Annotated in this window: 17 protein-coding genes, 1 tRNA gene and 2 pseudogenes; 16 read left to right on the top strand and 4 right to left on the bottom strand. The window is 53.6% G+C overall.

Annotation, left to right across the window (positions count from 1 at the left end):
• Positions 1 to 3: 3 nt before the first annotated feature.
• The 4 genes from glgA (at position 4) to HH1059_RS01485 (ending at position 3,143) form a co-directional block, all read left to right on the top strand.
• The gene (glgA, locus tag HH1059_RS01500; protein WP_096407501.1) at positions 4 to 1,659 is read left to right on the top strand and encodes a glycogen synthase GlgA; all 1,656 of its coding nucleotides are present in this window, start codon (positions 4 to 6) and stop codon (positions 1,657 to 1,659) included.
• On the top strand, positions 1,644 to 2,240 hold the full coding sequence (locus HH1059_RS01495; RefSeq protein ID WP_096407499.1) for a DedA family protein: 597 nt from the start codon (positions 1,644 to 1,646) through the stop codon (positions 2,238 to 2,240). Before glgA ends, HH1059_RS01495 begins: the two co-directional genes overlap by 16 nt.
• Complete coding sequence (locus tag HH1059_RS01490) at positions 2,237 to 2,680, top strand: rhodanese-like domain-containing protein (protein WP_162549281.1); 444 nt, start codon at positions 2,237 to 2,239, stop codon at positions 2,678 to 2,680. The genes HH1059_RS01495 and HH1059_RS01490 overlap by 4 nt, the downstream gene beginning before the upstream one ends.
• A 386-nt stretch (positions 2,681 to 3,066) precedes the next feature.
• Positions 3,067 to 3,143, top strand: a tRNA-Arg gene (locus HH1059_RS01485).
• A 60-nt stretch (positions 3,144 to 3,203) separates the two neighbouring features.
• On the opposite strand, the gene HH1059_RS01480 is transcribed toward HH1059_RS01485, so the two are convergent.
• A complete protein-coding gene (locus tag HH1059_RS01480; protein WP_231901988.1) occupies positions 3,204 to 3,581 on the bottom strand; it encodes an RpnC/YadD family protein in 378 nt (125 codons plus the stop codon).
• A 954-nt stretch (positions 3,582 to 4,535) separates the two neighbouring features.
• Here HH1059_RS01480 and HH1059_RS01475 point away from each other — a divergent pair.
• Positions 4,536 to 5,519 (top strand): Rpn family recombination-promoting nuclease/putative transposase, encoded by a 984-nt coding sequence (locus tag HH1059_RS01475; protein WP_096407493.1) that lies wholly within the window; start codon positions 4,536 to 4,538, stop codon positions 5,517 to 5,519.
• Positions 5,520 to 5,562: 43 nt separating this feature from the next.
• On the opposite strand, the pseudogene HH1059_RS01470 reads toward HH1059_RS01475, so the two are convergent.
• Together HH1059_RS01470 and HH1059_RS01465 are read right to left on the bottom strand one after the other, a co-directional pair.
• Positions 5,563 to 6,424, bottom strand: a pseudogene (locus HH1059_RS01470) (Rpn family recombination-promoting nuclease/putative transposase).
• Positions 6,425 to 6,491: 67 nt separating this feature from the next.
• Entirely contained in the window at positions 6,492 to 6,857 is a 366-nt protein-coding gene (locus tag HH1059_RS01465; protein ID WP_231901987.1) for a hypothetical protein, read from the bottom strand.
• 789 nt (positions 6,858 to 7,646) lie between these two features.
• Here HH1059_RS01465 and HH1059_RS13885 point away from each other — a divergent pair.
• The 4 genes and pseudogenes from HH1059_RS13885 to HH1059_RS01455 form a co-directional block, all read left to right on the top strand.
• Complete coding sequence (locus HH1059_RS13885; protein WP_276309272.1) at positions 7,647 to 7,778, top strand: hypothetical protein; 132 nt, start codon at positions 7,647 to 7,649, stop codon at positions 7,776 to 7,778.
• Positions 7,779 to 8,103: 325 nt separating this feature from the next.
• Entirely contained in the window at positions 8,104 to 8,268 is a 165-nt protein-coding gene (locus HH1059_RS13035) for a hypothetical protein (protein ID WP_162549280.1), read from the top strand.
• Between the two features lie 39 nt (positions 8,269 to 8,307).
• A complete protein-coding gene (locus tag HH1059_RS01460; RefSeq protein WP_274521885.1) occupies positions 8,308 to 8,613 on the top strand; it encodes an ammonia-forming cytochrome c nitrite reductase subunit c552 in 306 nt (101 codons plus the stop codon).
• 128 nt (positions 8,614 to 8,741) lie between these two features.
• Positions 8,742 to 9,239: pseudogene (locus tag HH1059_RS01455) on the top strand (ammonia-forming cytochrome c nitrite reductase subunit c552); the annotation flags it as partial.
• Between the two features lie 69 nt (positions 9,240 to 9,308).
• Here HH1059_RS01455 and HH1059_RS01450 read toward each other — a convergent pair.
• The gene (locus tag HH1059_RS01450; protein ID WP_096407488.1) at positions 9,309 to 9,701 is read right to left on the bottom strand and encodes a hypothetical protein; all 393 of its coding nucleotides are present in this window, start codon (positions 9,699 to 9,701) and stop codon (positions 9,309 to 9,311) included.
• Between the two features lie 1,422 nt (positions 9,702 to 11,123).
• Here HH1059_RS01450 and HH1059_RS13030 point away from each other — a divergent pair.
• The 7 genes from HH1059_RS13030 to HH1059_RS01415 all read left to right on the top strand — a co-directional run bounded on the left by HH1059_RS13030 (position 11,124) and on the right by HH1059_RS01415 (position 20,134).
• The gene (locus HH1059_RS13030) at positions 11,124 to 12,548 is read left to right on the top strand and encodes a WD40 repeat domain-containing protein (RefSeq protein WP_162549279.1); all 1,425 of its coding nucleotides are present in this window, start codon (positions 11,124 to 11,126) and stop codon (positions 12,546 to 12,548) included.
• Positions 12,549 to 13,057: 509 nt separating this feature from the next.
• Entirely contained in the window at positions 13,058 to 13,657 is a 600-nt protein-coding gene (locus HH1059_RS01440) for a hypothetical protein (protein WP_096407483.1), read from the top strand.
• 632 nt (positions 13,658 to 14,289) lie between these two features.
• The gene (locus HH1059_RS01435; RefSeq protein ID WP_096407481.1) at positions 14,290 to 14,772 is read left to right on the top strand and encodes an RDD family protein; all 483 of its coding nucleotides are present in this window, start codon (positions 14,290 to 14,292) and stop codon (positions 14,770 to 14,772) included.
• 150 nt (positions 14,773 to 14,922) lie between these two features.
• The gene (locus HH1059_RS01430; RefSeq protein WP_162549278.1) at positions 14,923 to 15,687 is read left to right on the top strand and encodes a hypothetical protein; all 765 of its coding nucleotides are present in this window, start codon (positions 14,923 to 14,925) and stop codon (positions 15,685 to 15,687) included.
• A gap of 395 nt (positions 15,688 to 16,082) precedes the next feature.
• Entirely contained in the window at positions 16,083 to 18,254 is a 2,172-nt protein-coding gene (locus HH1059_RS01425; RefSeq protein WP_096407476.1) for a hybrid sensor histidine kinase/response regulator, read from the top strand.
• Positions 18,255 to 18,563: 309 nt separating this feature from the next.
• Positions 18,564 to 19,649, top strand: coding sequence for a transposase (locus HH1059_RS01420; protein ID WP_096407474.1), 1,086 nt, complete (start codon positions 18,564 to 18,566; stop codon positions 19,647 to 19,649).
• Entirely contained in the window at positions 19,646 to 20,134 is a 489-nt protein-coding gene (locus HH1059_RS01415; protein ID WP_096407471.1) for a metal-dependent hydrolase, read from the top strand. The genes HH1059_RS01420 and HH1059_RS01415 overlap by 4 nt, the downstream gene beginning before the upstream one ends.
• The last annotated feature ends 202 nt before the right edge of the window (positions 20,135 to 20,336 follow it).

Here is a 20,336-nt window from a genome sequence, read left to right as displayed (position 1 = left end):
GCCTTGAAAATTCTCTTTGTCACCGCAGAAGCCTGGCCACTGGCTAAAACCGGCGGTCTGGGCGACGTCGCTTACGGACTCACCTGTGCGCTAGCCGACCGCGGCCACGACGTGCGTCTTCTGATGCCAGCTTACCCCAGCGCCCGCGAACGCCTTGAAGGGCCGATCAAGTACCTCTCCCTCGGCAGTGGCGCCGGGAGTGTAAAGGGACAGGCACAGACATCCTCCACAAAGGGACAGGCACAATCAGAGGGACAGGCACAAATCTCCCAATCAGAGGGACAGGCACCGGGAGGGGGACAGGCACAACCAAAGGGACAGGCACCGACCCCCTCAAAGGGACAGGCACAATCCCCGGCACCCTCAAAGGGACAGGCACAATCCTCCAACCGGTACCACAAGCAAAAGATCATTGAAGGCCGGCTCCCGGGCAGCGAGGTGTCTGTATGGCTGCTCGACGATCCCGAGCTTTTCGAGCGGGTTGGATCGCCATATGCCACCGCCAGCGGGGAGCCGTGGCCGGATAACCACTTGCGCTTCTACTGGTTGTCGCGGGTAGCGGCGGCCATCGCCGCCGGGGAGGTGCTCGATTGGCAGGCCGATATCCTCCACGCCAACGACTGGCAAAGCGCACTAGCCCCGGTATTTTTGCAGGACTATAGCGAGAGCCACCAAGAGCGCCCACGGACGGTCTTTAGCATCCACAACCTGGCCTACCGCGGCATTTTCTCGGCTGACGTATTTGCTCAGCTCGAGTTGCCCGCTGCAATGTGGAACCCCGAACGGCTGGAGTTCTACGGCGAGTTGGCCTTTATCAAGGGCGCGCTAACCCTCAGTGATGCAATCACCACAGTCAGCCCAACCTACGCCCGCGAGATTCAAACCCCGGCATTCGGCTGGGGACTCGACGGCCTGCTGCGCTCGCGCAGCAGTGATCTGCACGGCATTATCAATGGCGTTGACACCACAACGTGGGATCCGGCTACCGACCCGCATCTAGCCGCCAACTACTCTGCCCCTGACCCTCAAGCCAAGGCCAAAAACCGTCAGGCCATCGCGGTAGAAATCGGCCTTGACGATGACCCCCAATCCCCCCTGCTCGGCTTTATCGGCCGCTTGGTTGAACAAAAGGGGATCGATTTGATCCTCGGCGCATTGCCCCGGCTGTTAGCCAGCGGCGCTCGCCTGGCCATTCTCGGCTCTGGCGATAACACCCTGGAGCGAGCATTGCTCCAGGCAGCTCAAGCCCATCCTGGTCGGGTCGGCGTATCCATCGGTTACGATGAGGGACAGGCACACCGCATCGAGGCCGGGAGTGATATCTTTCTAATGCCTTCTCGCTTCGAACCCTGCGGTCTCAACCAGCTCTACTCGCTGCGCTACGGCACTCCCCCGCTGGTCAACCCCACCGGCGGACTTGCTGATACGGTGCTCGATGTAGATGCGCACGCCGGTGGCAACGGCTTTTGCACGGCGGCAGCCGATGCCGGCTCATTAGCCGCGACCGTGGAACGCGCCCTCAGCTATTGGCAGGATCAAGAGGCTTGGCAAAAGATACAGGCTCGCGGCATGAGCGCCGATTACTCATGGGATCGGTCAGCTGATGCCTACGTTGATTTGTACGAGAGAATCAGGGCTACAGGATGGCAGCGGAGATAATCATAGAAATCCTTGAACACCTCGGGCTGATTGGCATCTTCATTGCCATGATCTTCATCGCCCCCGAGACGTTGATGCCTTTTCTCGGTTACGCCGCCTCGCAAGGGGATTACCACCCCTTAGCGGCGCTGGCAGCGGCCAGTCTCGGCTCAACCTTCGGCTCGACGCTGATTTACTATGCGGCCCGCTGGCTTGACCGGGAACGGATGATTTGGTGGCTAACTCTAGGTGGCCGCTGGTATCTATTCAAGAGGAGCGACATTGCGGCAATGGATAAGGTCTTTTCGCGTCACGGCGCCTTGATCGTCTTTTTTGGCCGCTTCTTGCCTACCGTGCGCAGCGTTGTCTCGGTTCCCGCAGGCCTCTTGCCCATGCCTATGCCAAAGTTCCTGCTCTTTACCTTTCTCGGCAGTACCGCTTGGAACTCCCTATTAGTCCTTGGTGGCTATACAGCCGGCGCTAACTGGGAAAGGATGGTAGAATATTTGGGCACCTTTGGCACCTTGATTACATTCGCTTTCATAGCTCTGATTATCGGCTTTGTACTCTTCCGTCTGAGGACGTTGACGTTAGGCAAGTGAGCTTAAATTCGATGGATGTCAACCAAAAATACCGCTGCCCAGCAATCGCTCTGCTCTTAACCATAGCCTTTCTTGCCTTACCGCATCCGGCACACAGCAACTATTACTCGGTAGCCCCTGATCCAGGCGATCTATTGCAATTTAACGGCGTATTGGTCGATATTCGTGAGCCTTACGAATGGCAGCAGACTGGCATCGTGGAGGGGTCAAAGACCATAACCTACCGCCACACCGAGGATTTTATAGAGCATCTAGAGCCTCACTTAAATCAGGAACTCCGCCCTATTGCGCTTATCTGCCGAACCGGTAACCGCACTCGGCAAGCGGCCCATCTGCTGTCCCAAAAGGTTGATGCCCCGGTTATAAATATCGAAGGAGGGATATTTCGGTTAATGCACTTGGGTTATAGGCCGGTGCCTTATCAAGATGAAGAGCCCTAAGCCTATGGGTAGCGCAATGACGCCTTTGGGGCATCTTTGGGACGTCTCTGAGGCTCCTCCGGGTCTCGGGGGGCGCCTCTGCGGCTTCTCTAAAGAATAACTCGGGACCCCTTCTGCCTCAGCGTGAAGGTCTAAGCTCCAGGGAGGATAGAGCCATCAAGCACTAGGGATGGCTGTACGGCTCTTTTACACCGGTTCGGCAAGACTCGGGGGTTTTTTACAGGGGGGGTTTAGAGGTCCCCGCAGTGATTATATTGCCTTAGCTGACCTGCCTATCGACTTTACAAGCCTGTCTTGCGGAATAGCACAAAAAACCGCTAGACTGGCCGGGCTTCAGTTGGCGGCTAAAACCGGCGGTTACCCCAAACCATCACGCCACCGACCTTGCCCCGGTAGCTCAGCCGGATAGAGCGATCGCCTCCTAAGCGATAGGTCGCAGGTTCGAATCCTGCCCGGGGCACCATTAACCGATAAAAAACTTGAACACAGCCGCAAACCGGATGATATGCGTACGACATAAGTGTCAGCCCTGCCGCTCAGCACGCAGTTGAGCTATTTCCTCATGTGTTAAACCGGTTGCCTGAGCGATCTGCTGATCTGTTAGCGCGTTAGTTTTTATAAGGTTTCGGGCGGTTTCGGCTTTAGCCTCTTGTCGTCCTCTTTGTTGTCCCTCTTTTATTCCTTCTTGCCGACCCTCTTTTATTCCCTCTTGTCGACCTTCTTGTCTAGCCTCTTTTATTCCCTCTTGTCGACCTTCTTGTCTAGCCTCATTGAGCTGCGAAACCTCGTCGCGTAGAGCCCGTTCTCTGACGAAAGCGAGCCGGCGGGCTTCCTCGTCAGCACTTAGTTCACGAATGCGGCTCATGGCGCGTTTTACTGGTTCGTGGGCAATCTTGGCCATGGTCAACTTCTCCCTCCGGTAATAAATCTGTCCACCATTCACATTATGCCACCATATAGTTCACATCCTGATAACCACTAGCTGCTAAATTTCAGAAAATTCCCATATAAATAGGGAACTTTTCCCATTGGCCAGGTTACGATTTGGGAGTAGTATTGATCCTGCATTCGGGGCATGGAAGCCGCTCCCACCGCGCCGCGCAGGAAGCGCATAGCAGCCCTTAGCAGTGGCCAAAGCACATGGATGTGTGCGCCCTGCTTTAAGGTCAAGGCAAAGGATTGCCAGCGGGGCTGGGGGCATGTCGAGACATGGAGGCGTGAAGGATTACGCTAGTCAGGGCACGGATGCTGGCAATGGGATGGGCGCGCTAGGGATGTGTGGGCAGGGAAGCTGCCATCCCTGGCGCCTCGTTTTTATTGGGCCTTGCATAACACATTTTCTTGCTCGGGCATGAGCGTCTTTAAGATTTAAGACCCGCGCTGTGATAACCGGACAAATTAAACCGGTGAAAAGCGGTCAACCTGAGGTGATGTTGACACGCTTGACCTTGGATAATTTTGACAGCCTCCAGCCTTAGGGGCCCTACCTCCCCGACATCGTGCCTTTAGCGAAGCAGCGTTACGCAGCCAAAGAGCCCCATAGGGCGCTCGCATGGATGCGAGCGCCGGCTGAGCGCGCAAGGATGCGCGCTTCAGCCGGGCTTGGCGAAGTAACGCGATAGCGTAGCGATCGGCACGAGATCAGGGGAGGTAGGGCCACTAAGGCTGGAGGCAGAAGCGCTGGATTTCGCGCTTCAGCCGGGCTTGGCTGGCGAAGTAACGAGATAGCGGAGCGATCGGCACGAGGTGGGGGAGGTAGGAGCTATTAGTCGGCGAGGCTGTGGACCACGTTGGCGCGATGGTGCAATTTATCTAGGCAGGATTCTATATTTACTCAGCTCCGGCGGAGGCTTACTTGACAAACAATCATCACGACCCGGCCTACAAGAGGTTTTTCTCTCAGCCGGTTATGATTAAGGACCTGCTCGTTGAGTACGTCGGCGAGGATTGGGTAAAAGAGCTCGACTTCTCTACCCTGGAGAAGCAGAACGGTTCCTACGCTGCCGATGACTATCGCGATCGCCACGATGATCTGATTTGGCGCGTACGCTGGGGCAAAGAGTGGCTTTACGTCTACCTGCTGCTGGAGTTTCAAAGCGACATAGATCAGTTCATGGCAGTGCGCATGATGACCTATCTGGGGCTGCTCTATCAGGATCTTATCGCGCAAGGTAAACTCACCAGTGATGGGAGGCTGCCACCTGTTCTGCCCGTGGTGCTATATAATGGACAGCGGCGCTGGTCGGCGGCCACCGATATTGATTCTCTGATCGAGCGCATCCCCGGCGGTCTGTCTGCCTACCGGCCTCAGATGCGCTATATGCTTCTCGATGAGGGAGCGCTTCTCAGCAAAGATAACTCACCCGAGTTGCATAGCTTGGTTCACGCCCTGTTCAGGCTTGAACACAGCCGCACGCCGGATGATATGCGCTCGATCGTCGCTACCCTCAGCAAGTGGCTGGTTAAACCTGAGCAGCGCCCTATCCGACGAGAGTTTGCCATCTGGATACAGCGCGTGCTGCTGCGCCGTAAACCCTTCGCTGATTCAAAACTCTTCGATTGGGAAGAAGTGCAGGACCTTGAGGAGGTAAATGAGATGCTAGCTGAACGTATGAATGAGTGGGAGAGGGAGTGGAAACAGGAGGGTCGGCTGGAAGGTCGCCAAGAAGGCCTATTGGCTGGTGAAGGTAAATCCCTTCTTTTGCTACTCGAACAGAAGTTTGGTAAGGAAGCAGCGGAGCAATACCGCCCTAGGGTCGAGCAGGCTGATGAGCCGACAATCCAGCAGTGGCTTATCAATATACTGACCGCTAACAGCATAGAAGAGGTCTTCCGGTAAAGCCACGCCAGCCATCTTCTCGGGGCGTGCAACAAAATAAGCGTTAGCCCTGCTGTTCTGCACGCATTTGCGCCACTTCCGCTTGTGTTAAGCCGGTTGCATGGGCGATCTGTTCATCGGTTAGTGCGTTAATTTCGATTAGGTTGCGGGCGGTTTCAGCGTTGGCTTCTTTTCGACCTTCTTGCCGACCTTCTTGTCTGGCCTCATTGAGCTGCGAAACCTCGTCGCGTAGAGCCCGTTCTCTGACGAAAGCGAGCCGGCGGGCTTCCTCGTCAGCACTTAGTTCACGAATGCGGCTCATGGCGCGTTTTACTGGTTCGTGGGCAATCTTGGCCATGGTCAACTCCTCCCGCCAGTGGGTGAAAAAGGTAATCCAGGCACGCAGCGGGCCATCAGGTAGCCCTAAACGATCTGCCTTATTAAGTTCGATCAGGTTCATCTGCAAGATGTTCCCGAGAGTAACCTCGGGCTGTCTCTCATCGCGCATTTCAAAGCGCCATAGCGCCTGCTCAAGCTCGGCCTGATTTGCCGTGAACAGGTCAAAATCGAGCAGATGCAGCCCCACTGCGGCTCTTAGTTGCTGGTAGTCCTCGCCCGCGCCAAGCTGCAAGCCGAGTGTGCGGGCTAGGTAGAAGAGCCCGCGCTTGTGCCAAGCTCCATAACGGCGCACTTGTATCTAGACATTGTAGCAGTGCCCTTGCCCATCGCGGGCTAAGACATCGAGGATTATGTACTTGCCGGTTAACTCATTCGGTTCAATATTGGGTTAAGGTAAGGACCTCAACACTGGCAATATCGGGCAGATCTGGGCGCAGGTCGTTGATCAAATCTACTAACAGGTCTGGTGCTTCTGCAAAGAGGCGTTTGAAGACGTAGTCGTTAGTAGGGGAGAGTAGTTCGGCCATTTAAATAGAGTACTTAGAGCTAGCCACATAGATTAGATGGCTCAGTTTAGCACAGCTAAACGAGGTGCTATTTCTGCCGTTCTGCACGAAGCTGAGCTACTTCCCCCTGAGTTAAGCCGGTTGCCTGGGCGATCTGTTCATCGCTTAGTGCATTAGTTTTTATAAGGTTTCGGGCGGTCTTCTCAGCGCGCAATCGCTCTCCTTTTTCCAAGCCAATTTGTTCGCCTTTTTCCAAGCCAATTTGCTCTCCTTTTACCAAGCCAATTTGCTCGCCTTTTTCCAGGCCTTCTTGTCTAGCCTCATTGAGCTGCGAAACCTCGTCGCGCAGAGCCCGTTCTCTGACGAAAGCTAGCCGGCGGGCTTCCTCGTCGGCACTGAGTTCACGAATGCGGCTCATGGCGCGTTTTACTGGTTCGTGGGCAATCTTGGCCATGGTCAACTTCTCCCTCCGGTAATAAATGTGTCCACTACTCGCATTATGCCACCATATAGTTCACATCCTGATAACCACTAGCTGCTAAATTTCAGAAAATTCCCATATAAATAGGGAACTTTTCCCATTGGCCAGGTTACGATTTGGGAGTAGTATTGCTCCTGCATTCGGGGCATGGAAGCCGCCCCCACCGCGCCGCGCAGGAAGCGCATAGCACCCCTTGGCAGTGGTCAAAGCACATGGATGTGTGCGATCTGCTTTAAGGTCAGGGCAAAGGATTGCCAGGCGCGGCTAGGGGCATGTCGAGACAAGGAGGCGTGAAGGATTGCGCTAGTCAGGGCACGGATGCTGGCAATGGGATGGGCGCGCTAGGGATGTGTGGGCAGGGAAGCTGCCATCCCTGGCGCCTCGTTTTATTTAGCCTGGTATAAAAAATACTCTAGCTCGGGCATGAGCTTCCTTGTATACCCCGCCTGGCACGCTGATAACCGGACAAATTAAACCGACTAAGAGCGTTTAACCTGGGATAATTTTGACAGCCTCCAGCCTCCAGCCTCCAGCCTTAGTGGCCTTACCTCCCCCGACCTCGTGCCTTTAGCGAAGCAGCGTTACGCAGCCAAAGATCCCCGTAGGGCGCTCGCATGGATGCGAGCGCCGGCTGTGCGCGCAAGGATGCGCGCTTCAGCCGGGCTTGGCGGAGTAACGCGATAGCGTAGCGATCGGCACGATGTCGGGGGAGGTAAGGCCACTAAGGCTGGAAGGTCCCAGGAGGGTAGCCGAGAAGGCCTATTGGCTGGAGAAGGTAAATCTCTTCTTTTGTTACTCGAACAGAAGTTTGGCCAGGAAGCAGCGGAGCAATACCGCCCTAGGGTCGAGCAGGCTGATGAGCCGACAATCCAGCGCTTCTGCCTCCAGCCTTAGTGGCACTACCTCCCCCGACCTCGTGCCTTTAGCGAAGCAGCGTTACGCAGCCAAAGATCCCCGTAGGGCGCTCGCATGGATGCGAGCGCCGGCTGTGCGCGCAAGGATGCGCGCTTCAGCCGGGCTTGGCGGAGTAACGCGATAGCGTAGCGATCGGCACGATGTCGGGGGAGGTAGGGCCACTAAGGCTGGAGGCAGAAGCGCTGGATTTCGCGCTTCAGCCGGGCTTGGCGAAGTAACGCGATAGCGTAGCGATCGGCACGAGGTCGGGGGAGGTAAGGCCACTAAGGCTGGAAGGTCCCAGGAGGGTAGCCAAGAAGGCCTATTGGCTGGTGAAGGTAAATCCCTTCTTTTGCTACTCGAACAGAAGTTTGGTAAGGAAGCAGCGGAGCAATACCGCCCTAGGGTCGAGCAGGCTGATGAGCCGACAATCCAGCAGTGGCTTATCAATATACTGACCGCTAACAGCATAGAAGAGGTCTTCCGGTAAAAAACGAGTCAACTATCCCGAGAGCCTTAACAACAGGGGCTGCCTCAATACCGCTCCTATCAGCGCAACCGCGATGATAGCGTTATGACTGAATATGGCGGGTCGGTGCCGCATGATAAGCATGACGGCGAAAGCCCTCTACCTAAAGGCTACAAACACGCCCAGCAGTATCTAAAAAACCTCTGGCTAGGCTACCCATTCTCATGGCATTACGAACGTGCCCGTGGCCATAGCTACGCGGTTAAGGACGTAACCAGCACAGATCGCATAAATCGCTATAGCGAAGATGCTGATTTGCCAGCTACCTGCGTATTCCGGACGATCGTGACCGCGTTTTCCGCGTGAACGTGACCGGGAATTCCGAGCCAACGTGACCGCGGTTTACGCAAAGGACCTCAAAATCGGTCACGTTCAAACGGAAAACGCGGTCACGATCACCGGAATGAGCAACTACCTGCTGGAACTGCAAAACAAGTGCGATGACCGATCTGCTTGATGCCAAGGGTGACGATTTTTGGGGGTCCAACTTCCACGATTACCGTAAAGCCATAGACCAGGAAGAACACACCATCGGCTGCACAAACTGCCACGACCCAGACGATAAAATGCGCTTGACCCTGACTAGCGTCCCCCTAAAAGAGTATCTCGAACGGCAGGGAAAAGAGTGGCAGGAGAAGTCTACTCAGAAAATGCGTTCTTTGGTCTGTGCCCAGTGCCACTCTGAGTATTATTTCGAGACAGAGGAGCACGGCACCGCCGGCAAAGTCCATTTCCCATGGGATAACGGCAAAGACCCGTTAGATATGTATGAATTCAAAAGCGATGGTGACCCGGAGCGCGACGGTTTTGCTGGGCAGTTTGTAGACTGGACTCACGCAGTCTCTAAGGCCCCCATGCTGAAGGTGCAGCATCCGGAGTACGAGATGTATCAGGTCAGTATTGCGGGCGACCGTTTCCCCGCCAGCGCTTAGTTATGCCTTCGCACGCAGCCAACAAGGGCTGCCAAGGAAACGGCCATCCCGTTCTACCCCACTAACCTACTACTGCAGGTTCAGCGACTGGGGATCTTCCTGATATTCCAGGACCAGCTCTGTCCCTCGGCCATCCAACTCGACCCAGCCGATCTGCTCATTGTACTGATGAGTCTGCTGGAGGGTCAGAGTCATCCCCTCGGAGGTGTCAGAGGTATCTAAACTACCACCCATGAAATACTCGCCTTCCCGCTCAGCTATCCATCCTTTGGACCCGAACTCAATATCGAGTTTGTACTCTCCGTATTCGATTGGATCCATCGCGTTCAGGGTCTGATGAATCTCTTGCTGCTCTCCCAACTCAGGCTTTGCATCGCCTGCTGGCCACAGTGCCTGGCACCCTGATATAGCAATTGCAAAGCCAACCAGGATAGCCGTAATAGTGGCAGACCTCGAAGTCATGACACCTCCTCTAATAGGATTGATAAATGTTATTACATAATAATGAGTAAGAACCCGCCAACGCAATGATTAATTATGGTCCCTTCGCGAATTGTGCGGGTGCCAGCGGCTTGTAGCGGGTCAGCCGTCTGCGGGCGTTATCCTGCACCACAACATGCCTGCCTTACGGATGCGCTCATCCTCCTCGCGCAGGAGGGCTGAGTCGTCCAAGTTTATTCTTATGGTCGCAACTGGCCTTAGACACAGAAGTGGTAACAGATTCGAGGCTGGTGCGATGCGCGCGCGGGCAGTTCTTTTCTGTAGAAAATCATAGTCTTCTCGGTAAATATAATGATATTTCCCGCTGAGAGAAAGGGCATTGCTGTGGGTCTTCGAGACGCACCTAGGATCACCTCCCGATGCATTCGGTAGCCCTCGGTCTAGACAGCAAAGATGCGCTCAGCTAATTTCCATTAGCAGTGCGGAGTTGCCGAAGTAAGTTAAAGCGCAACTGTTATTGGAGGGTTTAACATGATATTTATCAGCAAGGGCTGGAGACATTTAATATTCGTGCTGGCAATGTACGTTTTAATGGCATATGCTATAAACGCCGCCTATGATCCAGATTTAGCGGGACCCATGTTAAACTTTTCAATGGGTTTTACCATGTTGGTGGCTATATATATTCTAGCTGTAAGTTGCGTGGTAGTGCCTCCGCTGATGGCGGCGTTATTATCGGCTTCTATTATATACCCAGGGACATTTATACTGGATTTCGCATGGATCCACGCGATCATTTTCGGTGTGCTGATTCTGTATTTAAACACACTTTATCAGGCAGCTCGATCCATCAGTGTTGAACATCGCAGCATGAGCCCCTGGTTCGTCTGGCTTAACCTGATACCGATTTGGAACATCATTTGGATGTTTTTTACTGTTGTTTGGCTTGGACGAGGGCTACAAGCCGAGAGCTCTAGTCTTTTCGGTCAGCAGCCGTATTCGAGCACTTGGGCACCATTATATGATTTGTTTTCCCGTAATCCCGCCCAAAAACAACGCAGCATAAAAAATCAAAATCACTCCCAAAATAATTTGGACAACATTGCATACATCTGGGGGGTTGGCTATTTAGGTGTTGCGGTTTTTGCGTTGTTAGGGTTGTCAGCGGAGATAGGGCTGCAGCACGGATACCCCCAAGGAATAATAATACTTTTTTGTATTTTGCTAGCTATTAGCTCGATAATTTGGGCAGTCTATTGGTTTATAATCAAAAAGTATCTGTCTTTGATTATGGGGGAAAAGAGTTCGCAAGGGCACAGAATTGACGCCCTGGAGCCAGCTACACCCACACCGGAAACTAATGCCGCCCCGTCTCAATCTGATTCCGTCTCAGGTCAAGGATCCTCTAACTCTAGGGGGTGGATAGCAAGATTTTTCATTGGTTTGGCCACTTTGCTAGGGGTAGCTCAGGGTGCTAGCAGTGAGCGTCGTCTGTGGTGGATAACTTCGACTATAGTCGGTGTTGTGGCTTTGCCGTTGGCACTAGGCCTCTATCAGCTAGACCAAAACCGAACGGAGATGGATTCGGGGCTATGGTCGGAGGCGCGTGAGTTAGATAGCGCGGAATCTTATGCTGATTACCTAGAGAACTGTACGACCTGCGAACGCGAGGGGCGTGCCGAGGAAAAGTTGCAGGCGGCGCAAGATGATGAGCGCCTGTGGTCTCAGGCGCGCGACTCCGATAGTGAGGAGTCTTATGCTGATTACCTGGAGAACTGTACGACATGTGAACGCAAGGAGCGTGCTGAGGAAAAGTTGCAGGCAGCGCAAGATGATGAGCGCCTGTGGTCTCAGGCGCGCGACTCCGATAGTGGGGAGTCTTATGCTGATTACCTGGAGAACTGTACGACATGTGAACGCAAGGAGCGTGCTGAGGAAAAGTTGCAGGCAGCGCAAGAGGCGAGCGAGAAATGGGTCTTCGAGGGGCATGACCTTAAGGTCAAAGATGTCACGGTTGCTGACCATACCGTATACAGTGGCGGCGAGGATGGAATTATCCGCGCGATCGATTCCGACACTGGAGAAGAGCAGCGGGTCTTCGAGGGGCATAACGGGACGATCCACAGCCTAGCGGTTTCCGGCGAGACCGTCTACAGTAGCGACAGCCGCGGGATCGTCCGGGCTACTTACGCTGGCGACAGTGGCCACACTATAGGTGCCTATGGCGCGGAGGCCGGCGAGGAACTGTGGGTTTTTGACGGACATGACGGCATGGTTCGCGGAGTCGCGACCGACGGCAATACCGTCTACAGCGCCGGAGCCAGCATGCCTCTAGGCGGTGACGAAGATGAAACCGTCAGGGCCATCCTCGAAGGGGTCGAGTATTGGGTCTTCGAGGGGCATGATAGAGAGGTCCGAGATGTCGCGGTCGATGACGATACCGTTTACAGCGCTAGCGCCGATGGCACCGTTCGCGCCATAGATTCCAGTACCGGCAACGAGCATTGGGTCTTCGAAGGTCACGGGGCGAGTCCGGTTCTAGGCGTTGAGGCCGACGGTGATACTGTATTCAGCGCCGGTATGGATAATACCGTCCGTGCCATAGATGCCGATACCGGTAGCGAACAGTGGATCTTTGAGGGGCATAGCAGCGGGGTCCGTAGCGTCGCGGCCAGCGGCGATACCGTCTATAGCGCCAGCGGTGGTCGCGGTGGTGATAACAGCGTCCGAGCAATAGATGCTCATACTGGCAAAGAGCAATGGGTATTCGAGGCACATGAAGGCACGGTCAACGGCGTCGCGGTTAAGGGCGACACTGTCTACAGCGCAAGCGATGATGGCACCGTGCGGGCCATCACCCCCCCCTAAAGGAGTAGTTCCGAGCGCGGTTGCTGAATGGGAGGGGGTTTGACCTGCAAGGAATCGGACGAAGCACGTATGGGCTTATTGGGCTCGGGTGGCTCGGATGAAGCCAGCGGCGCATATAGCGCAGCAACCGTCGCGGCCTAACCCGCTATCCTCGCCGCTACCGGGCCCCGCCGGGGGCCACGGCGCGGCGCGTGACCAATCGGTTGCTTGACGGTGAGACCCCGTCACGCGAATCGTTGGGAAAACTGTTCGCCCAGCGTCTATGAAATAGATGTCCATAGTTTTGGAACGCTACCTTTGTGAATTAGCAGGGGAGATTAACGCTTAGCAATAACAGAGCCATCTCGCGACCACATGCCGCACCAGGAAGATTTTTTAAAAGGCATACACGCGAGCAGTTGGGTTGCATGAGATTATGGCCTTATGGGACGCTCGAGGCAAATCACCCACGACACTCCTGGTTATAGTCCCGAATATGCCTTCACCTCGCAAATATAGAAGGATAAAAAATGAGAAAAATTACTTTCCCCTTAGCTGCTCTAGCCGCCCCGCTCTCATTAATTAACCTAAGCTCAGCTTCTGCCTCCTCACTGGAAGGTCCGTATATCGGTTTGGGTACTGCTATAGCGACTAGTTACCACTACGAATTAGAAGCAGATGTTACGACAGGACTTCTTAATCAATCAGATACAAATACGGTTGAGCTTCGCTCTGGTCATTTGGGATCAATGGGCAGTTCCTTCGACATCCTTTTGGGGGGTGGTGCAACAACGGAGTCAATATATTATGGTTTTGAGCTTTTCTACAGTGCCGGCAACTCTGATGAAGAGTTGTTAGAAGCTGACTTGGAGTCTGATGATGTTGAGGCCACTGCAACGGTTGAAGTACAGGATGGGTATGGAGTTTCGCTTCGTCTCGGTTATTTGCATACGTCGAGAAGCATGGCCTATTTAAAAACCGTCTATACGGAGAGAGAGTTCGAGGGCACTTTGGATATTCGTGCTGGCGATAACTCGGAAAGCTTTTCAGAGAGCGGGAATTCAGTGGACTCGGAGTTGGCCTTGGTGTCGAGCTGCTCAGTAAGAACTTGCCTCTGTCATTTCGTCTAGAAGGTTTGGTGATCGATTACGACGAGGAAGAGTACTATGGAGTAACTGAACTCGGGGGTGCGGAACAAAAGGTTGATGCCCAAATTGTCTACCATTTCTGATTGATGGGTTGTTCTGATTTTCTAGGATGAGTTTTGCGTAATTGGATTCGAGAATGAGCGCATCAGTCGTGCTAGATTGCCTACTGAAGCCCTCAAGGGCATCAAGGCAATCTGATCTACATCTCTAGCCGACAAAACAAACCGTAGGACAGTTCATCTCGGGCAACAGTGTATAAAGTAATCGTCGTCATCTAGAACCGAGGCCCAATACGTCCATTGGCCCATAGCATGCAGGTTATCTGTAAAGCTAATCATTGCTTCTAGTCCAATTATCCTCGCCTAAGGTATGCGTAACGTCGAAAACAACCCCGGAAAAACCTTCCCACTTTGGTAAGCCCAACCTGCTGCCAAAAAGAGAGGCAAAGACACTCAGGGGAGGTGACGCCTTTCGAGCACCATGCAGCCCCGCAAATCAGTTGTTTAAGCTCTCCTGTGGGTTGCGAAAACCTCTATCAGTGCCTTACCTTCTCACGATAAGGTACTTTTCCATGCAGTTATCCATTCGTTATCAGCATTGAAGGAAGTCGATCCATGAGCGAAGCGCAAAACCACCAGGCTCTAACTCAAGAATCAGATAAAAAGCTTTACGGGGGATTCTGGATTCGCGTCGGGGCGGCACTAATTGACATGCTGGTTCTGCTGATCCCTATGCTCCTTCTATCCTATCTTTTGCTGGTGCTGATTGCCCCAACTACGCACGAGGAAGAGCTGTTCTATCAGGGTATTGACTCTGTTCTTGCTTTTGCCATTTGGTTGGTATACACAGCCGGTTTCCACTCCTCAACATGGCAGGCAACCTTAGGCAAACGCGCTCTCGGCCTTAAGGTAACTAGCCTCGAGGGCAACAGAATAAGCTTTGGCCACGCGGCAGGCCGCTATGTAGCTGAGATCCTCAATGTGCTGACCTTGGGCATTGGCTATATAATGGTCGGCCTAACCAGCCGTAAACAAGGCCTGCATGATATGGTTGCCGGTACCTATGTGGTTCGCACTGAAGATAGAGGACCATTCTGACGACCAGACTACTTGGTAGCGCTGCGGGGCACCTCTAAAAACCCCGCCTTTAGCTCGCTAACCCTTTGACATCAGGAGCCGCGGCAGATGTATAAGAGGAGCTCCAATGAGCCCAGAGCTCTAGAACTAATCTCGTGAGGCATAGACGAATTGATATCTGAAATCCAAGCGCTGAATATTCCCGCTAGATTACGTCGGTCAAGACGAGCAGCCGCCCACACAGCGATGCGCCCCCTTTTTCGAATAGCGACCCGAATTGAGGCCAAGCGCTTGGGGACAGGCAAGCCCGGTAGCCAATTGCTGCCAGCCAAGCATCTTAGTGTGCGTGTAGCGCTGGATAAGGTGGGGCACTACTATGCCGACGTGCCCAGCAACATAATTGGCGGCTACCAGATGGTTGCCGGGCCTTGGGATAAACTCGTCTACCCGTTAAATAGTGATAGCACTTGGCGAGAGGCGTGCAGGCATACCCGGACTGTGTATCAGATATTCGAACAGGACCTGCCGATTGAGCAAACCGATGAGTACCGCAAACTCTACCGCAAGATGGTGCGTGGGAAGTCGGTACGCAAGGGGATTAAACGTGAGCAGGAGATTCGAGACTACTTTCAGCGTATGTTTGATGCTTTTGAGAGCATGAAAGCGAGTGGTTTTTTGGGTCAGCAGGAACTCGGCGGGAAACCCAAGGACGATATTCGTGTAGCTATTGATCGGCATGGTCAGCTTGTGCGCCTGGGCAACGGCCGGCACCGATTTGCTATGGCGCAAATTCTCACAGTTCCCTCGATCGTTGTACACGTCTGTCATATGCACAGCCGCTGGATTGAGTCTTGTATGCGCACTTACCAGGAACCGGAGCCTCATAAGGCGATTCTGCTCGGTTTGGAGGGATATCGTGGCGATATTTCGCCTTGATGTGAACTTTAAAACTCCTCCCCGTTGAGGTTTTTGCTGCCCCTGCATGTAGGGGGCCGTGAATCCATCCCTGGAGACATTTTGTGGCGTCATCCCAGGCGCAAGACTTCCAGGCCAGGGGAGCTGAGTGGCTCCGGGAAGTTTTTTAGTGGGTCCTCCAGGTAAGCGGGTAAACGGGTAAACGGGTAAACGGGTAAGCATTATACCGCTGAAAAAATTATTATAAGACGCTCGCAACCCATAAATATTATTGATTTCAGCCATAAGAGTCACGCGCATGCGGGAGCGCTATGTTATTATATTGATGTAGAGCAATTTTAATCTTTCCCAAGGCCTATACTGCGCGCATTATCAGTGAAAATGCCCGACATTCTCGCCCCTCAAGGATAGGCGTCATGCATTTCTTGCTAGCCAAACTGCGCCTTTTTTCAGTTCGCAAACGCCTCCTCACGCTCGTCGTTTTACTCCCCCTCGGCCTACTGACCGCTGGCCTAATAACCACTCTTGATGCACGCAACCAGGCCCTAGAAGAGCGCAAAGATGCCGCTCGCTACGTAGTCGAAAGCGCTGTCTCAATGATTAAGTCCTATGCCGAGCGAGCGGCGGAAGGCGAAATCACGGTTGATAAAGCCCAGAAAAGAGCCGCCCAGGCCGTTGAGTCGATGCGCTACAGTCTTCATGAAGATGGCTCACGTGAGTATTTGTGGATCAATAATCATGAGCCTCGGATTATTGTCCATCCGATTATGCCGGACCTCGACGGTGAGTATGTTGGCGACTTTCAGGATCGTTCGGGAAGATACCTTTTTGTCGATTTCGTCGAGATAATCAACCGCCAGGGCAGCGGTTTTTACAGCTACGAGTGGCCGCTGCCAGGCGATCCTGAAGGTCGCGAAGCAGAGAAGGTCTCTTATGTGAAAGGCATTGATGACTGGGACTGGATAGTTGGTTCCGGTGTCTATATTGAGCGAGTCAACCAAGCTGCGTGGGAGTTGGCCACTCGTTTTGCGATCATGTCCGGGGCCTTAACGGCTCTCTTTCTACTCGGTGCCATGATAATCGCGTGCAGCATCACCAGACCCTTGCGTGGTGCGGAGCAAGGCGTTATGGAGATGGCCAACGATCTGACAACATCACGACGGCTTAATGCCAGCGGCAACGACGAGATAGCGACGCTGGAGCGAGGTATCAATGAGTTAATTGTTGCTCTCCGCCAGAGCACCTTTGAAACCGAGCAGGCACGCCGCAAGGCGGAAGAAGCTAATCAGGCCAAGTCGGAATTTTTGTCGATCATGAGCCATGAGCTGCGCACTCCTCTCAACGCTATGCTCGGGTTCGCGCAACTACTGGAACGCGATGGCGAGATACCCTCAGAACAGCGCCGCGACTATGCCTGTCACATTCTCAGCGCCGGCTATCATCTGCGCGAGCTTCTCGGCGATGTGCTCGATTTCACCGCGCTTGAGAACGGCGGGCTTACCCTGAGGAGTGAGTCTTTAACCATTGATTCGGTCTACCGAGAGACTGCGACGATGCTCAGGCCTTTCGCTGTTGAACGCGGCGTCGAGTTACACTTTGCTCCCCCGGATCGGCCCTACGCGCTCCTTTACGGCGACCCGGTCAGGATCAAGCAGGTGCTTAGCAACATCATTTCAAACGGTATTAAGTACAACAACCGCGGCGGGACGGTTACGCTGCGCTGCAGCATTAGCGGCGACGAGGCCCATTTCGAGATTGCTGACGACGGCTATGGTATTAGGCCTGAAATGCAGGGGCGCATCTTTCTTGCCTTCGATCGAGCGGACCAGCAAAACGGCAAGGTGCCTGGAACCGGAGTTGGGTTGAGCCTTTCCAAGCAGCTTGCTGAGATGATGGGAGGCAACCTGGAACTCGTGGCTAGCAAGGCCGGCCAAGGCAGTACATTTCGGCTCCACTTGCCGCTAGCTACTGGAGCTGACTATGCAGATCTGGATACATCATGCACTGCGCAATCTGATCCAGACATAAAGCCTCTAACCGCCCCTACTGACCTCACCCCAAGCACATCGTGCAAATCTTGCGATGACGGCAAATCTAGTAGCCCGCAAACTGAACCCGCAGCCTCTTGGCCAGGCGATAACCCTGCAGAAGCAACCGGCGATGAGGCGCCTGGCGGTAGCACTTGCGATGCGCTTGAGCCCGAATTGCTTGACAGCGTAAACGCTGGGACTCGCCCCTTGCGTGTCCTGCACATCGAGGACCAGGAACTCAATCGTCTGCTGGTACGCGGATTGCTGGCTAAAAACCCGCAAATTTCCTTGCGCGAAGCTGACACTGGCGCCGGTGGCCTTGCTGCCCTGCGCGAGGAAAAACCCGATTTAGTCCTGCTCGACTTGCATTTGGGTGACTGCCACGGGACAGAGATACTCTGGGCGATTCGTCAAGATCCTCAATTAGCAGACATCCGCACCATTGCCGTTACCGCCGACACCCGCAGCATCGACCTCGCCGCCGCCAAAGAGTTCGATGCCATCATCAGCAAGCCCCTCCAGCTCTCTGACCTCGAGCAACAGCTGCCAAGTTTGTGAGGCTTTGTGAGGGACAGGCACTTGGTGAGAGTTGAGAGTGGGGACATGAGAGCGGGGACAGGCACGGGACATGAGAGCGGGGACAGGCACTGTGATTACAATGTCTGTGCCTGTCCTCGTCAGTTCATGAGATTGTGCCTGTCCCTATCCCTGCCTATCCATCCCCGGTGCCTGTCCCTATCCAGCTATCCACCGAAACCCCGTTGTCTATTATATTTTTCGATGTCCTGCTACAATCGGTTACAAGATTTGCATATTAGTGCGACCAAAGGAGATGGTCGATGATCGACAGACTAAGGAGAGTCCTGTATGCCCCGCCCTCGTTGTGATCAAATTTCTCTTTCCAGTACACCTTTTTATCACGTCGTGTCGCGCTGTGTTCGGCGTAGCTACCTTTGCGGCCAAGATTACGTAACCGGGAAGTGCTATAAGCATCGACAGCAGTTCATTGAGGAAAGAATCCGGCTGCTTAGCTCAATCTTTGCCGTGGAAATCGTTACCTATGCGATTATGGCTAACCACTATCACATTGTTGTCAAAATCGACCAAGATCAGGCTAATTCATGGTCAAATGAAGATGTGATTAAAAGATGGCGCTGCCTATTTAAGGGCCCCTTGCTAGTTCAGCGCTACCTTGCCAAGAAGCAGCTAGATGAACTTGAAACTGCTCAAGTCGCAGAACTAGCCGGTTGCTATAGGGAGCGTCTAGGTAGCCTGAGTTGGTTCATGAAATGCCTTAATGAGCCAATAGCTAGAAAGGCCAACAAAGAGGATCAGTGCTCCGGACACTTCTGGGAGTCTAGATTTAAATCTCAAGCATTACTCAATGATGCAGCTCTTTTAAGCTGTATGGCTTATGTTGACCTAAACCCTGTCCGGGCAAATGCCGCTTCAACTCCTGAATCCAGTGAACATACGGGGCTACGGGAACGCCTTGAGCCAAGGTTTAATCTTCAACAAGCAGTCCGCGAACAGCTCGATACTGGTTCTCTTCTCCGCTTTGAAGTCCCCCTAAAACCACTGCTTAAGTTTAAAAGCTCCACCGTTGAAGCCGCTAACAGCGATAACTGCGATACGATTGAGCATTCAAGAATAGCTAAACCAAATCCCGTCAGCAGAGGCCTCGCCACTGATCAGGATGCTTTACAAAAAGATTATAAACTTGGGATTCCTTGCAGTTTTGATGATTACCTTAAATTAGTTGATTTCAGTGGCAGAGCCATAAGGCCGCACAAAAAAGGCGCTCTTGCCCATAGCTTGCCACCTATTCTGCAACGGCTTGGGATAGCCGATAAGCAGTGGCTTGAACAAGCCACCCGCTTTGAATGTCTTTATAGGCGGCGCCAGGTTGGAGCCATGACTACAGCACAGACGGAACTGGTTAATCACCAATGATGGCCATCTCTCATGTCACCATCGGAACGGTCGGATGGGCGACTTTTGCAGTATACACCGGACAGCCACTGCAGCCTGAAACATTTTCTGCGGCTGTCCTAGGCAGTTTGGCACCCGATATTGATTACCCGCGCTCTTGGATAGGTCGCAACCTGCCATTCATATCTCGCCCGCTGGCCAAACTTGTTAGCCACCGAGGCATAACTCACTCATCCTTCGCACTCATAGCTGGAGGCCTCCTGCTTTATCAGTGGGGCTATTTTGCTGAAGGACTATTAGCCGCATTTCTTATCGGTTACCTGCTCCACCTCCTAGCCGATTGGCTGACCATAACCGGTATCCCTTTGCTATGGCCGTTGCGAAAACGGTTCAAGTCACCACTGCGGATACGCACCGGAGGGATGCTGGAAATATACGTGGTAGTTTTAATCATCATTGGCATGCTATCTGCCGCGGGCGCCATAGCGGCTTATCCAAGCTGTTAGCGGCCTTGGAACCTCGTACAAATTTAGTGGAGGATTCTGGCAAGCTAATACGGTTCGGCGGCACGCCGCCATGCTCCTTTACTTAGCTCTGTGGGCTTGTGGACGAGCGCTTCGCACCGCCCTGAGCCCTTCGGGCCGTATGGACAGCCCGTGGACAACCCTACGGGTTGCCCACCGCCTGCCCACACTCTCAGGGCTCTCG

It is taken from the genome of Halorhodospira halochloris (genome assembly GCF_002356555.2).
Classification (GTDB): domain Bacteria; phylum Pseudomonadota; class Gammaproteobacteria; order Nitrococcales; family Halorhodospiraceae; genus Halorhodospira; species Halorhodospira halochloris.
The sequence above is the reverse complement of the archived record's forward strand: the minus strand, read 5'-3'. Positions and strand labels throughout refer to the sequence as shown.

Excerpts from the sequence above, each read along its gene's own strand:
- HH1059_RS01495 (WP_096407499.1), top strand. The coding sequence starts at position 1,644 with ATGGCAGCGGAGATAATCATAGAAATCCTTGAACACCTCGGGCTGATT.
- HH1059_RS01465 (WP_231901987.1), bottom strand. The coding sequence starts at position 6,857 with ATGGCCAAGATTGCCCACGAACCAGTAAAACGCGCCATGAGCCGCATT.
- HH1059_RS01450 (WP_096407488.1), bottom strand. The coding sequence starts at position 9,701 with ATGACTTCGAGGTCTGCCACTATTACGGCTATCCTGGTTGGCTTTGCA.
- HH1059_RS01440 (WP_096407483.1), top strand. The coding sequence starts at position 13,058 with ATGAGAAAAATTACTTTCCCCTTAGCTGCTCTAGCCGCCCCGCTCTCA.
- HH1059_RS01480 (WP_231901988.1), bottom strand. The coding sequence starts at position 3,581 with ATGGCCAAGATTGCCCACGAACCAGTAAAACGCGCCATGAGCCGCATT.
- HH1059_RS01425 (WP_096407476.1), top strand. The coding sequence starts at position 16,083 with ATGCATTTCTTGCTAGCCAAACTGCGCCTTTTTTCAGTTCGCAAACGC.
- HH1059_RS01420 (WP_096407474.1), top strand. The coding sequence starts at position 18,564 with ATGCCCCGCCCTCGTTGTGATCAAATTTCTCTTTCCAGTACACCTTTT.
- HH1059_RS01435 (WP_096407481.1), top strand. The coding sequence starts at position 14,290 with ATGAGCGAAGCGCAAAACCACCAGGCTCTAACTCAAGAATCAGATAAA.
- HH1059_RS01415 (WP_096407471.1), top strand. The coding sequence starts at position 19,646 with ATGATGGCCATCTCTCATGTCACCATCGGAACGGTCGGATGGGCGACT.